The 15138-nt window shown below is 39.6% G+C and carries 14 protein-coding genes; 7 read left to right on the forward strand and 7 right to left on the reverse strand.

The features are described from left to right. Positions 1-32: 32 nt before the first annotated feature. Positions 33-398 carry a DUF2237 family protein gene (locus tag H5180_RS06760; protein ID WP_145241802.1) on the reverse strand — a complete coding sequence of 122 codons (366 nt, stop codon included), beginning with the start codon at positions 396-398 and terminating at the stop codon, positions 33-35. Between the two features lie 454 nt (positions 399-852). On the opposite strand from H5180_RS06760, the gene H5180_RS06765 reads away from it, so the two are divergent. After that, positions 853-2520: a methyl-accepting chemotaxis protein gene (locus H5180_RS06765; protein WP_182731128.1), complete on the forward strand. Its 1668-nt coding sequence runs from the start codon at positions 853-855 to the stop codon at positions 2518-2520. A gap of 122 nt (positions 2521-2642) precedes the next feature. On the opposite strand, the gene dps is transcribed toward H5180_RS06765, so the two are convergent. Beyond that, on the reverse strand, positions 2643-3167 hold the full coding sequence (gene dps, locus H5180_RS06770; protein ID WP_145241798.1) for a DNA starvation/stationary phase protection protein Dps: 525 nt from the start codon (positions 3165-3167) through the stop codon (positions 2643-2645). 337 nt (positions 3168-3504) lie between these two features. Here dps and corA point away from each other — a divergent pair, with 337 nt between their 5' ends. After that, positions 3505-4461: a magnesium/cobalt transporter CorA gene (gene corA, locus H5180_RS06775; protein WP_145241796.1), complete on the forward strand. Its 957-nt coding sequence runs from the start codon at positions 3505-3507 to the stop codon at positions 4459-4461. 84 nt (positions 4462-4545) lie between these two features. On the opposite strand, the gene H5180_RS06780 is transcribed toward corA, so the two are convergent. The 3 genes from H5180_RS06780 to H5180_RS06790 form a co-directional block, all read right to left on the reverse strand. Then, a complete protein-coding gene (locus H5180_RS06780) occupies positions 4546-4965 on the reverse strand; it encodes an HPP family protein (protein ID WP_182757960.1) in 420 nt (139 codons plus the stop codon). 237 nt (positions 4966-5202) lie between these two features. Further along, positions 5203-5553, reverse strand: a complete 351-nt coding sequence (locus tag H5180_RS06785; RefSeq protein ID WP_259399546.1) for a hypothetical protein — start codon at positions 5551-5553, stop codon at positions 5203-5205. A gap of 203 nt (positions 5554-5756) precedes the next feature. Then, the gene (locus H5180_RS06790; RefSeq protein WP_145240775.1) at positions 5757-6350 is read right to left on the reverse strand and encodes a LysE family translocator; all 594 of its coding nucleotides are present in this window, start codon (positions 6348-6350) and stop codon (positions 5757-5759) included. 100 nt (positions 6351-6450) lie between these two features. Between H5180_RS06790 and H5180_RS06795 the strand changes: the two genes are divergently transcribed. Then, the gene (locus tag H5180_RS06795; protein ID WP_149981764.1) at positions 6451-6900 is read left to right on the forward strand and encodes an Lrp/AsnC family transcriptional regulator; all 450 of its coding nucleotides are present in this window, start codon (positions 6451-6453) and stop codon (positions 6898-6900) included. 151 nt (positions 6901-7051) lie between these two features. Here H5180_RS06795 and gss read toward each other — a convergent pair whose 3' ends face one another. Then, positions 7052-8935, reverse strand: a complete 1884-nt coding sequence (gss, locus tag H5180_RS06800) for a bifunctional glutathionylspermidine amidase/synthase (protein ID WP_182757990.1) — start codon at positions 8933-8935, stop codon at positions 7052-7054. 232 nt (positions 8936-9167) lie between these two features. On the opposite strand from gss, the gene H5180_RS06805 reads away from it, so the two are divergent. From H5180_RS06805 to H5180_RS06820, 4 genes are all read left to right on the forward strand, one after another. Beyond that, complete coding sequence (locus tag H5180_RS06805; protein ID WP_182757961.1) at positions 9168-10142, forward strand: hypothetical protein; 975 nt, start codon at positions 9168-9170, stop codon at positions 10140-10142. Positions 10143-10263: 121 nt separating this feature from the next. Beyond that, complete coding sequence (locus tag H5180_RS06810) at positions 10264-12282, forward strand: TonB-dependent siderophore receptor (protein ID WP_182757962.1); 2019 nt, start codon at positions 10264-10266, stop codon at positions 12280-12282. 346 nt (positions 12283-12628) lie between these two features. Further along, on the forward strand, positions 12629-13705 hold the full coding sequence (locus H5180_RS06815) for a catalase family peroxidase (protein ID WP_259399547.1): 1077 nt from the start codon (positions 12629-12631) through the stop codon (positions 13703-13705). Then, a complete protein-coding gene (locus H5180_RS06820) occupies positions 13705-14241 on the forward strand; it encodes a cytochrome b (protein WP_145240782.1) in 537 nt (178 codons plus the stop codon). Before H5180_RS06815 ends, H5180_RS06820 begins: the two co-directional genes overlap by 1 nt. 71 nt (positions 14242-14312) lie before the next feature. On the opposite strand, the gene H5180_RS06825 is transcribed toward H5180_RS06820, so the two are convergent. Further along, entirely contained in the window at positions 14313-15092 is a 780-nt protein-coding gene (locus tag H5180_RS06825; RefSeq protein WP_145240784.1) for a DUF2189 domain-containing protein, read from the reverse strand. Positions 15093-15138 lie beyond the last annotated feature (46 nt).

The raw sequence follows: 15138 nt of genomic DNA on the forward strand, positions 1-15138 counted from the left end.
TCTTAGAGTGTGTAAATGCCTATTGGAAACTTTTAACGTGCAGAGTATTGGTGAGCCTTTAATACTTCAAGAGAGACTACTTGTAACGATTTTTCATGGGTGGCCTCAAGTATAACCGGCGGAGCTACGTTTTCAGCAACCGCATGGTGCCAGCGCACGGCACATAAACACCATTTATCACCAGCCTTTAGGCCTGCAAAATCGTACATTGGATTAGGCGTTATCAAGTCATTGCCTTGTGCTTTTGAAAACTGTAAGAATTCTTCAGTCATGATGGCACATACACTGTGGTTACCAAAATCAGATGCAGGGACATAGCAAAACCCTTCTCGAGTGTAGCCTGTATTCCCGCAGCACAAATGCAAGCGCGTACCTAATACATTTAATTGATTGCTCATAAAACTACCTTGTTATAATTTGTATTGTTTTACATTCAGTCTGCTTCAGACTATGTGAAAACGTGGTGGATGAAAAGCTTATATTGATAGATAGCATGGAGATCACAAATAACATAGCCATTAAAAATATTAAACGTCAGTTCATCAAACTAATGGCGAGGCCAAAATCAGTTCAATATTCATTTATAGTTGCTTGCTGTGTAATTATTGTGCAATTGTGTTTTAGTTGGCTTGCAATTTTTACGTTTACTGTACTAGTAAAAATTTATTATGGTAACTTGCAGCTATTATACGTTTGTCTTATATCCAGAATCTATATATATGTGAATATGGTATTTGAATAGCTTCTGATTTCAAATAAACACTTAATTGTAATTGGCAGTATAATTACAGTTTTTATAAGCTCTCGATGTATCAATACCATGGAGCTTTACATTGTTACACGTGAGGAAAAATGAGTAATCTAAGTCTGAAAAACAAGCTGTTGCTATTAGCTATTTTGCCGCTCACGCTGCTTTTAATTAGTTTAATGGCCAGCTCATATTATTTAGAGTATCAAAATCAGCAGCAAAATTTTGTATCGTTTAAAACAAAATTAATTGCTGACAAAGAAAGTTTATTAGCAACTGAGGTTGAGATAGGCCGCCAAATAATTAATTACGAACTAGCCAAGGGGACTAAAGAAGATGCAAAAAATGCATTGCGAGATCTCACTTTTGGCAAAGATGGTTACTTTTTTATCTATGATACAAAAGGCGTTAGTATTTTCCATGCTCTATTGGGTGATGCAATTGAAGGGCAAAATAAAATAGCCATGACCGATCCCAATGGTAAAAAAATAATTGTTGGATTACTTGAGCAAGCAAGACAAGGTGGCGGTGCTTTTTATTATGATTTTCAAAAGCCTAATACAACGGGGTTAGTTGAAAAAATGGGTTATGCAGCGATGGTTCCTGGTACAGATTGGATGCTAGGAACGGGCGCTTATATGGATGATATTGAAGCTGAGCTAACAAAGTACCAAGCAACAATACAAGCTCATATGAATGAAAAAGTAACGACCCTGTTATTAATTGCATTATTTTGGGTGATGTTGACGGTGTTTTTTGCCTTAATTGCGGCAAACAATATGGTAAAGCCTATCCAAAATATGGTGCAAAACTTAGATGATATAGCAAAAGGCGAAGGTGATCTGACTAAGCGCTTAGAAGTGCATAGTAATGATGAAATTGGTCAATTGGGTAATTCATTTAATGTGTTTGTTAGTAAACTACATAGCATTATCACCAATGTGGCAGATGTAACTCGTGATGTAAAAGATTCATCAAATGATATCAATACACAAACACAGTTAATTGAAAATCAGTTAGTAAACCATAATCATGAAACTGAGCTGGTAGCAACGGCGATCACCGAAATGTCAGCAACATCTCAGGAAGTCGCGCAAAATACCACACAAGTGGCGGTATCAACTCAGTCAGCCACGCAAGATGTTGCCAATGCTCAAAAATGTGTAGATGTTTCTTTAGAAGAAGTTTCAAATTTAATGAGTGAGATTAATCAAGCTGCTGAACAGGTTAATTCATTAAGTGAACAATCTAAAAAAATTAACAGTGTATTAAGTGTTATCGGTGGCATTGCTGAGCAAACTAACTTATTGGCCCTTAATGCGGCTATTGAAGCTGCAAGGGCTGGCGAGCAAGGCCGTGGTTTTGCGGTTGTAGCTGATGAAGTGAGAAGTTTAGCCAGTCGTACACAAGAGAGCACGTTAGAGATTAATGAAATGCTTAATGAGTTACATACGCTAGTCACAGCAGCGGTAAAGGCAATGTTGGCAAGCCAGCAAAGCTGCAATCGCTCAGTTGAGTCATCTCGCGCAATTTCTGAAAGTTTAGGGGCGGTAACCAGCTCGGTTACCACAATTAACGATATGAGCACGCAAATAGCTACAGCTGCCACAGAGCAAAGTAGTGTAACTGAGGAAATTAACCGTAACGTTTTTGCGATTCAAGAAATCGTTAATGAGCTAACACGTTCAATTAAAACAACCTCATCAGTTAGTCATCACTTAGCTGGTCGAGGGGAGAGTTTAGGCAATTTAGTAGGTCAGTTTAAGATCTAATATAAACAAAAAGTGGCGATATTATTGTTGATCAGTAATAAATAAAGATCAGGCTTTAAATAGCCCGATCTTTGACTTTAAATATAAATTAGTCAGTTTAAACTGAACACAAAACCGCTAGATTAGCTGCTGAGTTTGCCCGTTGACGACTCTAAGTGTGCACGCACAAACCATTGAAACTGTTCTAAATCGGCAAGTTGGCTAATTAGCATATCCTCAGATACCGGATCGAGCTCTGATAGCTTGCCAATCGCACTTCGGTGATCGCCATTAATCCCATTATATACTTTATCAAGCGCAACTAAGTGATCTTTTACCAAGCCCTTACCAATTGAGTAATCTTGCCATGAACGACGATCAACTATCGATTTTGGAGTACCAACTGGAACTCCGCCCAACGTAGCGATTCGCTCGGCGATGGTGTCGGTCATTGCTCTGATCACTTCAACCTGAGGGTCGAGCATTTCATGCACGCCAATAAAATTTGGGCCAACTACATTCCAATGAATATGTTTTAGAGTCAATTGTAAATCGATCAGTGCGACCATGCGGTTATCAAGTGTAGCAATGGTATTTTTTGCAGATTCTTCATTCATACCTGGGGCAGTAAATTCAGCGATTTTGTTTGTTTCGTTATTGTTACTCATTATTCCTCCTGATTTATAAGGAATGTTCACAGCGTCTAATAAAGTCTATGAACATGCGTTAGTTTATATAAAGCAATGGTTGTGCCGATAAAAATTGTTTTTTAAGTTGCTGATATTTAATGTTTTGTATTTTTTTCAAAGGAGGGGGATGAAAGCTTTCTTTGATATGCCATGAAAAATATGCACTTTTTTGTAAAATCTGCAAAACAAAAGGTGCTGTTACGTGTTAGCGAATTGCTTACTATTAATAATAACTGAGATGCAGGAGTGTATTGTCATTGTTGATTAATCATCACTTACATATACTCAACTCATCTTGTTATTAAAGGAGAAGTGCATGTTGAGATTTTTTTCTATCGAGCAGGGGGTGATCAAAGAGTTAGAGCCTTCATCCGATACCTCTCTTGAAGTATCAATCAGAAATGCACACTGGATTGACACAATCAACCCAACGGAAGATGAGCGAAATACGCTCGCAAAAACGCTCAATATAACTTTTCCTGAGTCAGGGGATGTGCAAGAGATTGAAGCTTCATCGCGATGTTTTATCGACAATGAAGGCTTGCATGTGCATGCATTGTTTATGTCGCCCAATGAAGGACGTTTTAATACGGTAACAGTTGCCTGTTTACTACAGGATAACTGTTTGCTGACCATTCGCGATGACGAGCTGGCTGACTTTCGATTGTTACGCTTAAGAGCACGTAAAGGTCAAGTAATGTGTGATACGCCAAAACAGTTATTGGTTACATTATTCGATCAAAAAGTCGAAAACCATGCTGATATGCTCGAGGATATGCATCATCAGTTAGAGAAGCTCAGTGCATATGTACTAGAAGAAGATGACTCTGATCTAGAAGAAGCGGTTAGTCGTATCGCGCGTTTAGAGGATGCGAATGGGAAAGTGCGTTTGTGTTTAATGGATACGCGGCGCAATATTTCGTTTTTAATACGTCGTTTAGGTGTACAAAATGAGGATCGTGAATCACTACGAGAAATTGTACTTGATATAGATACGCTAATGTCTCACTGTACCTTTTTGTTTGATAAGGTGAACTTTTTGATGGATTCAACACAAGGTTTTATTAACATTGAACAAAATCAAATTATCAAAACCTTCTCTATTGCTTCGGTGGTTTTTTTACCACCTACCGTAGTAGCCAGTGTATATGGGATGAACTTTAATATAATGCCTGAGCTGCAATGGGAATGGGGTTACCCATTTGCAATTGGCATTATGTTGCTATCGGGCTTTGCCCCTTATTTATTTTTTAAACACAAAGGCTGGCTGTAGTGTGTGCCAATGACTAGTTGGCATACACTATTATACGAGTTTATATTCATTTTATACGGATAGCGGTCTTATTATCACCTTGCATTAAGATAATAAAGCGGCCGCTAGGCGCACAAAGTCGGACGAGGTAAGTATACCCACGAGTTTATTTTTTTCAGTGGTCACAGGCATGCAACCATGGCGGTTATCAACAAAAAACCGAGCAACATCTTGCAGTGGTTGGGTTGCTAGTACAGTGGCAAAATCGGTTGCCATAATAGTGTGTATTTTCGTTTGTTTTTCCTTTCGTTCAAGTGCGCTAGGACTGTAATTAGCCATAATATTCATCACTTGGGCAATCATGATTTTTTGTGTCAACATACCCACTAGTTCGCCATTGTTATCAATTACGGGAATATGGCGGATATTTTTTTCCTTCATTAGATTATGTGCGTCGTGTAGGGTGTTTTCTGCACTTACGGCAAATGGATCTGATGTCATTAAATCTGCAACTGTTTGGCTCATTTTGGCTCCCGTGAAATCACTAACTAGAACTTTGGTTAAAAGGTTTACTAAAATAGCTACTGGAGATAGATGGATTATCCAGAGCTCATATTATTAATCATTCTAGCCTTATTTTTTCTTATTGCACTTTATCAAGATCAAGGCTTTGGTTTTTTGTATAGGAATAGTTTTTAGCTTGGTCATCAGCTGGTTTAGATTTATAGCCACTGGAGATATATTTACTCTCCGAAGCTCAGATTATTTATCTTTATGCGAAAAATTATCCCTTAGTGTACCAACCCAGTTTGAAAATTTATGTATCGCCGAGTTGCCTTTGCCCAGTAGCTCATGCATTTCTGCTTCAAAATGGGTTTGTTCTTTACTACTTGGCTCTGGTAATGGCGGTAAAATATGAGCAAAGTAGGTTTTATCAAGCAGGCGGTGTAATAACCGCTCGCCAATAAAGGGCTTGCCGCTGTTGAGCGCTCTAGCTCCTTTAATTAGGTTACGAATATCATATTGGGTTGGGCTAATGTCGGGCACTTGTTTAGGGATATTAAGTAACTTATATACCCCAATACGTGCTGTACGAATAGAGGCTTCCATCATGAATATAGATAAGTGTCAGTACTGTTTGCAAGTCTCTCCATAATTGCACGAGGCAAGCATAGTCATGTTGCAGTAGATCAAAGTTTTAGTTCGCGAGGGGTTTATAAGTTAGCTGCTGGAAATTGATTTGTTATCCGAAATTGAGGTTAACAATGGCAACTTAACCAAGTTGCCATTGTTAAGGCGTTTATTTGTTTTATTACTCACAGCATACTAAAAAGTACCGAGGCGACTAACAATACAGCCATAAAAATATTGAATGCTCGTAGGCGCTTGCGATCTTTTAGCCATACTTGTAGCTTTTGTCCGACTAACGTCCATGAGCAGACACAGGGTAAATTAACTATACCGAAAATAAGACCTACAAGTACCACTGCACCAATTCCTTTGGATGGGGCATAAACACTCACTGCACTTAATGCCATAGTCCAGGCTTTCGGGTTAACCCATTGAAATAAAGATGCTTGTACAAAAGAAAAAGGTCTAGTATCGCTATTTTTAGCACCGATAGGAGTTTTATTACTGGCAATTTTATAAGCAAGATAAAGCAAATAAGCAATGCAAAGCACTTTTAATAGCTGGTAACTCCATGGCACAAAGTCAAATAATTGCATGACACCTAAACCAACCAATACGAGCATGATCACAAAGCCAATTGTTACGCCGAGTAAATGTGGCAATGAACGTTTAAAACCAAAGTTAGCGCCTGAGTTCATTAACATCAGGTTGTTAGGACCTGGGGTGATGGAAGATACAAGTGCAAATAATGCTAATGCTGATACCAATTCAATATTCATTTATAGTTGCTCAGTTGATAATGATTGTGCAATTATATTTTGTATGGCTCGCAATTTTTGCGCTTATTAATCTATTATAAATTTACTTTAGCAACTTAATATGAAAAAAGATCGAATTAACGACAGGATATTGCAAGAATTAAAGCGCAGTGGTCGAATTGCCAACGCTGAACTTGCTGATTTGGTTGGTTTATCCCCATCAGCATGCTTGCGCCGTGTACAAGAGTTAGAAAAAGCAGGTGTGATCAAAGGCTACCGAGCAGTTATTAATAATCAAGCGTTTGGACTTGGTTTTGTCGCGTATGTGGGGGTGGGTTTAAATGAGCACTCTACGAAATCACAACGAGCTTTTGAACAAGCACTTGAGTTTATTGATGAAGTTAAAGAGTGCCATAATGTCACAGGAGCATTTGAATATTTACTTAGAGTAGAAACCGCTGATATTAAGTCTTATAAAGCATTCCATGCTGATGTTTTAGGATCAATCCCACAGGTACGAACGATCACTTCGCATGTAGTGATGGACTCACCAAAAGATGAGCGGGCGTAAATGCTAGTGCCAACGGTGCGATGCCACTTTTAATTTTATGCTGAGTCCTTGCTTGGTGGTTTATGTCACTTTATTTACCCAACAAGTAGCAGTAAACAGGCTACTTGTTGGGTTTGATATGCGCTCAATATTGAGGTTAAAGCACGTTTAATTAAAAGTAACTATCATCGCTGATACGCAGTGCCATACAATCGCTGTGGCCGTTTATAATCATGCTTTTATCAACGCGTACGCCAGCACCAGCGTATTTACCTGCTGCGGTAAAACTACATATTTGCACAAAGTAATCAGCTACTTTAGGAAGGGCAAATAACTGCTGGTATATTTGCTCTTGAGAGGCAAAATGACCCGTTGTTTTTTCTATTACGTGTTGTTGTTCATCAACGAGTTGAATATTTGCACCGCATCGACCAACAATCGGTTTAACGACATAGCCTGTTTGCAATAGTTCATCATTTAAATCAAATGCAGTATTGAGTAAAAACGGATGATTTGGAAATAAACTCCACAGTACTGGCAAAATTGCTTTATTACTGGGTATTAATGTCCACAGCGGCTCAAAAACCATCACATTTTTACGAAGTAATACATCGACCAAACGTGGGGTTTTACCAGATTGCCAGTGCGGCTCAAAATCATCGCTTTGGGATTGATCAGCCTCACACTCTAGTCTTATTTGATCAAGAGCGGTTTCCCATGACCATGTTTTCCAAACGTAACTGAGTTTTTCGCCATCAGCGTCAATAATATTACCCGCTGCGTCCCAGTGTAAATCAGTCAAACCAATGATCACTTTGCACTCAAAACCAGCGGCTTCAATAGCTTCTTTCATAAACAATGCATGGTAATGTTCTTCTGGCTCATCATCTTGCAATATATGGACAAGGCCGTTTACTTCACTTTTTCGCCATGCCCTTACTAAATCTTTAAATAAATCATGGCCGGCATCAATACCCGTTTTAACACCAAAGTGTTTGGCCCATTTACCTTGTACTTTGCCACTTTCCATATAGCACGATGCTGAATCGCAGTTGTATTCATAGACTTTCAAGCCTGCGGGAGTTAATGCAAAATCAAATCGACTGGTGATCAGTTGATTTAAGCGATTATCCCATGATTGGCGAATCTTATTGAGCACCGCATCGGGTAAATTAAACTTTTTTAATAGCTCAGGATGCTGCAGTACATAGTCTGTTGCATGCATAAACAAGCCATGTAATTCATTGGTAGCATGTTCAATAGTTTGTTGAGCGGTTTTTGAAATTGTAAAATAATGATGTTGATCAGCATTAACTGAAGTCAATTTATGCCCTTGCATCATTTCTACGTAGGCTGCTTCATCGTCATTGGCAATGTTAAGCCATGACTTAGTGGCTTGCCCATAATCAGTTGCATATTGGGCTTTTATGGCAAACAGATCAGTGTTTATTTCAGGCGTAGGTTCACTAAATTCGCTGTACTCAGTTTGTGTCATCCAGCCTAAAATAGTGGCGTCACTGTAAGAGCACTCAATCCAGTAGTCACCTTCTTTTGTGACTTTCGCTTTGAGTTCGCGACACCACTGTTGATCTTGCGGCCATAGCTGATGGGCCACGTTTTGTTCAGCAAGACGAATTTTATCCTGATGTACTTCAACCACCACCGCAACATGGCCAGTTTCTTCAAATTCACCGCCTTCTTCCCAAATGAGTAAACTTCCTACCACTGGGTGGTGTTTTGCACCATTTCGAAATGCTTGTAAAGGCAACCTGGTTTGATTGTTTATGTCACGCACTGAGCGTAGCTCAAAAATATCGTAAGCCATTGCAACATCATCAAAAATATAGCCATGATTGAGATACATCCAGCGTCGCGCAAATTCAACACATTGCCATTTATAGCCCATGTAAATACCATCGAGGTAACTACGATAGGCGCTACGGTTAGGATAAATTGTTTCGTCAGCTGTATCGTAATCAGACGAATAAACAGCAACATTACCAGGCGCATAACCTAATAATTCACCAAACTGACTGACAGGAACGCGGGATTTAATAGACAAAGTAATTCAAAATTAAGGAGTGATAATTTGCAGACTATAGGAGTGAATAAGGCCGATAGCAAGATAATAAATATAATCTTTCAGGCATTTTATATGTTGCTGCTAGATGCGTTAACCAACCGTTATTGCGTATTACAAAGAGCTCATTAATCACTTAATTATCATTTAGTTGATTTACGTCTTTATTGTCCCCATATTAACTAAAAACAGTCATTAAAGGGAAGTTATGCGTCATTATCCATTATATAAAATTGATGAAAAATGTTTACGTCGCTTAGGTCAGGGAGTTTTAAAAACTTATAATTTAAATAAAATTATAGGTTTAGATACTGAAAAAGCAATCGCTAAAGAGTGTGAAGACTTACTTGCGCTGAATGAAGATTGTAATGCAGAGCATTTTGCCGAGCTTCGTCAAAGGCGGGCAATTAGTGACAGCGTGCCAGATGATGATCTATACGCGCAAGTTGTAGAAGCTGATGATGGTAGCTTATTTATAGTCAGTGTTTGTCGTAATGATGATGACGAGACTATGTTTGAAGTGTTTAGTGAGCATCCGTTATCAGAACCATTACTTGCACAGCTGGTCCGCTATATTAGTAAGGTATTTTGCTGGTGTACGCCTAGATATATTTGTGTATGGCCAGCACCAGGATCAATACCAGCCAAACAACTGCTAAGTTTGGCCGGTAGCCGCGCTGTTGATTCATTGTTAGCAGCACAAGATCCTAAACTGACTGTTGATGAATTACTCTGTGCAGATATTGCATTGCAGCCGTTTGAACTTGATAAAGATTGGCCTTGGTATGAGCGTGACTATACTCAGTTTTTAATGCAGCATCCTGAAATGGCAACAATAGTACCAATTAGCGAAAAAGACGATATCAGCGAAGCTATTGCAGCCGGATTGTGCAGCGCGGCGTTTTATAGAGGCAAGCCACTGGGTATGATAATGGCTGAGTCGAGCGATGAGCTAGGGTTTAACGTTTTACTAATCAGTGATATTTTTATTACTGGGCAATTTAGAGGACAGGGCTTTGCATCCCCAATGCAGCGTTTATATTATCAACAGCATATGCAAGGTTTTGAATTTTTCTTTGGTTACATTCATGCTGATAATAAACCTTCGTATAACAATGCACTTAAACAAGGACGAGAGTTGCTGCGCCAAGAAGTGTACCTTCCTGCGCATTTATTTTTATAGTTGTTTTGCTATTAATTTCAAAAAAATTAATCAGCTAGAGTAAAAACTTGGTGTTGTCTTGTGGCAATATAGTGGTAATTAAGCTAGCCTTTTTATGGTTATTAGTTTTATTAAGTATGATATGAAGCCTAAACGTTTGACTCGTTATTTGCCGCTTAATTCATTAGTTATGTGCTTGGCAGCTTTGCCAAGTTTTTCATATAGTAATGAGCAAGATACTAACCTATTTGAGATCCCGCTTGAGAGCTTACTTAACATTGAAGTTGTGAGCCCTTCACAAACCGTAAAAAAGATAAGCCAAGCGCCGAATATTATTAGCTCAGTTAACGCCACTCAAATTGCAAGTATGGGCGCGCGAACGCTATCAGATATATTGAAAATGTTGCCTGGCGTACAAATACTATCGCGGCGAAATGGCCGAGACATGGTGTGGATCCGAGGCATTCCATCAGGTCGAAACAGCAAAGTAATGTTAACTATTGATGGCGTACCTCAGCGGGAAGGTTTAATTGGAGGCTGGTCTCCTGATGAACAGATACAAATAAATAATATTGAGCGAATAGAAGTTATCCGCGGACCTGGATCTGCGTTATATGGTGGTGATGCATATTCAGGTTTGATTTCTATTTTTACGAAAGCAAAAGCGCCTGAACGAACTCTCATCTCAGCAGGGGTTGCCAGTTACGATCGTAAATCAGCTACTATCAATACGGGGAAAGAGTTTGCGGGCGGAACATTTGTTTTGTCAGGGCGACTCTTAGATAGCAAAGGCTATCCTCAACAATATGACCGCAACGGTTTTGCATCAACGCATGATAATAATGTTGATGCTAAAAGTCTGGGAGTGTCTTTACGCAATGAGCAGTGGCAATTTGGTATAAATTATGATGATTACACGACAGAGTATCCTCATTACTCGTCAAATCAATATAAATCTCAACGCTATCAAACACTCAGTGCGCACATCCAAAATAAACTTAGCTTTGATAAATTATCGATAGAAAATCAATTGTATACCTACAAGGTGAAGCGCTACTTTGAACGTACGATTACCGATCTGCAGGGCAATATTGATTTTTATTCTGACTCAGACTTGGATTCCACATCAAATGGTGTGCGCAGTCAGTGGAGTTACGCGTTTAATCCAAATCACCATGCTATTGTGGGGCTGACCTTTCAACAACGTCAAGTCGGTGAATATCATGAGACGATAAAAAAACAAAACGCGGTAGAAGTTAATGAGTATGAATCAAGGGTGATTCGAGATGGTGACTTAACACCATCAAGCCATAATCGGGCTATTTACTTTCAACAAGAATCACTATTTTTTGAGCAACGCTTAGGATTGACGGTTGGTGTGCGGGTTGATGACTACCCTGAGTTCAGCTCAGAAACTTCTCCGCGGATTGCTGTGACTTATCAAGGTAATGAACAGTGGTCTGGTAAATTGATATGGGGAACGGCTTTTCGAGCGCCTACTTTTTTACAGCAATATGAAGTGCGCAGTGACAATAATATATCAGGAAATCCAAATCTAAATCCTGAACAAATAGAGACATTTGAAGGTGAGTGGGTTTATCATTTTTCAGCTAATAATAATATTACTCTGCGCGGGTTTAGCAGTTATTTGAGTGAGTTTATTCAGTCTGTAAATGGTAAGCCTTACGAAAATAGCAGTGAGCAATTACACGTTCCTGGATATGAAGTTGAGTGGAATAATCAATATTATGCAGATTGGTCTCACTTTAACCGCATTAGTACTTCATTTAATTATACCCGAGTTAATTCAGAGCAAGCGTCATTGGCAAAAGATACATTAAATTGGCTGCTGTTTATGGAGGATGAGCAATTTTCATTTTATGCGGGAATTAATTACCTTAGTCGGCGTAACCAAAGCCTAAGCTATCATACCAGTGTAAAAGTGCCAGAAATTGCACAACGAGATAATAAAGGTAGCTACTGGACTTTGGATGCTCACTTGAGTTATCGCCCTAGTAAGCAAAGTGCGTGGCAATGGACTATTGGTGTAAAAAATATGTTTGATAAACAGCATTATAACCCTACCTATGCGCCAGATAGCTACTATGACGTAAGGAAAGAGCCACAAAGTTATGAAATGAGTGTGGCATTGTCATTTTAATAGGATGACCTGCTAGGTTATTTAAAACAGTTAATGCAAAGCGGGTTATCAAGGTGCTTTTTAAATTCAATGTTTGCTGATAGCCATGTTGAAGGCTAACTTGCTTGTATGGTCCTGGGCAACACTTGTCCTGCGCATAGATATAAATATTGACTTCATCCAATATAGAATATTGCAATATCTCTCCTAAATATGCACAACTTTAGGTCTAAAAATAAATCCTAACAGAGGTAATTGTTAACTTTAGAGCGAAGTTTTTTAATTTGTTGAAATAGTTTTCCTCTTTCGTCGGTCTTTGCATGTGGGCACTAATAATCAATAATCATTTCAAGAGGTCGTGAGTAGGATGACTAAAGTTAAACGCAGTAGGTTGGGTATGCCAGCGATACTTTATCGAGGTAGCTTATTACTAGGGTCGATGGCTGTTTTTGCAACGGCGACACTTTATTTTGCAGGCGCATTTAATCGTGATGCAGTAACAGCACAAAAATTTGTTGATTTGCAGCAAGGTGACACACCACATGCCGGTTTTCGTCGTGCGCATGCTAAGGGTATATGTATAACGGGTAATTTTGAATCAACAGGGGCACTATCTTCTTACTCGGTCGCAGAGGTGTTTAAAAAGGGCAGTACGCCATTTTATGGGCGTTTCTCAATTGCAGGTAATAATCCAACCGCGCCAGATTTAAAAGCACCGGTGCGCAGTCTAGCATTTGCAGTAAACAGTGGCACAGTCGATGAATGGCGTGTTGCTATGAATACGCCTCCTGTAATGGCAGTTGCTACACCTGAGGCATTTTTTCAGCAATTGCAGGCATTATCACCGGATCCTATAACAAAACAACGAGACCCAGAAAAAATAACAGCGTTCTTTAAAGCACATCCAGAAAGTAAAGCATTTAATGATTGGAAAGCTGACTATGTGCCTGCCAATAGTTTTGCCGCTGAACGTTATCACAGTATCAATGCGTTTTATTTACATAATGAGCTAGGTGATAAACAAGCTGTGCGTTGGGTTGCGCGTCCGCACAAAGCGACAAATAATGCTGCGATGCTCAATACGTCATCGGCCAACGCACTTCAACAAGAGTTGGCATCACGTTTAGATCAAAACGCTGTTAAATTTGATTTAATTTTTACCTTAGCGGCGTCTAATGATGATGAGAATAATCCAACCATACCGTGGCCCTCAGATAGACAGACGATAAATGCTGGCACATTATCAATCGTTTCTTGGCACAACCAAGAAAACGCAGCCTGTGGCGACGCAAACTTTGATCCGTTGGTGTTACCGCAGGGTATGAGTGCGACAGCCGATCCGATTTTACGTGCGCGTGGTGCCGCGTATGCGCAGTCATATCGTCGTCGTGCAAAAGAAACATTGTTAGGTGCTAAAGTTAGCGCAACAAACGGAGGTGAATAATGTCAGCAAATAAGGGCTACTCAGCAGGCAGTCGGTTATTACATTGGGTGATGGCGCTGATGTTAATATCGATGCTATTTTTAGGGTTATCAATGGTACAAAGCTTGGCCGTTTGGCAGGTTGAGGCTGTCACCTTACATAAATCTACCGGTATTTTAGCGCTCATTTTAGTTGTGCTGAGATTAATAAATAAAGTGTACAGCTGCACGCCTACTTTACCCACTGAGTTACCTAGGTTGCAGCGGTTTGCAGCTCATATCACTCACTTTGGGCTTTATTGCGCGATGATACTGATGCCGCTATCTGGCTGGTTAATGCAAAATGCGGACGGGCGTGTGGTGCAGTTTTTTGGGTTATTTCAGTTACCTAATTTGCTTGACGCTGATATTAAATACTTTGCATTTTTCCGAGAAATGCATGGCATTGTAGCTTGGTTGTTTTTAGCAATGATTTTTATGCACATCAGTGCCGCGCTTTATCATGGTTTAATCAAACGTGATGGCGTTATGAGCGCAATGCTGACAGGCAAAAAGTAGCTGTAATAAAGCTCACTTAGGTATTCATTCCAAGAAAAAGGCCAGTTTTATTGGCCTTTATGCATTTTAGTTTATTCATAGCTGCGGGCTTTTTTGGTTTTAATTACGGCAATATAGCCGTGCCAGCTGGCATAGCTAAGTAGTGGCATAATAACTATAAAACCAGTAGCACCAGTGACAAAACCAAGGGCTACGAGTATAAAAATACATGCAGACCAAACAATCATCGCTGAAAAGTTGGTTTTAACGGCATTCATTGATGACATAACCGCGGTCATTATATCGACCCGTCTTTCCATCATAATTTGTGGAGTAAATGCTGAAATAGCAAATACAGTAACCAGCAAAATTCCGCCGATAATGGTACCTAAAGTTAAAAAAGCGGAGAGTTCTTCAAATGTAGGATTAGCATGACTGGGGTAAAGTGCATGAACTATCGCTGCCAGACGCATCCATATAATCATTATTACCATCAGTAAAATTGCAAATCCCCATTCACCGACCGGGTTTCTGAACATTGATTTTAGAGAATGGCTAAGTGTTGGTGTGTGGCCTTTTTCTAGCTCCCAAGCAACATCATAGAGACCGACCGCAAATACCGGGCCGATCAGAGCAAATGCGACACTGGCTGGTAAAACAACTAAGTAGCTGTCAGTGAACACCGCGAAATAGACAATTGCCAGCGGGATCAGAGTGAAAACAATCCCATAAATCAAGCTTAAAATAGGGGCTCTGGCCATATCTTTAAAGGCCAGTGCCAGCCAATGAAATGCTGCAAAAGTGCTGACCTTATTGCACTCTAAACAGCGCGCAAATTCGGAGTGTTTATCTATTGTGTTTGTTGACGGCATAAGGAGCTTCCTCTAAAGGCTACTCTTAAGGTTTAGAACATGTAGC

It is taken from the genome of Pseudoalteromonas sp. SR41-4 (assembly GCF_014163985.1).
GTDB classification, from domain to species: domain Bacteria; phylum Pseudomonadota; class Gammaproteobacteria; order Enterobacterales; family Alteromonadaceae; genus Pseudoalteromonas; species Pseudoalteromonas rhizosphaerae.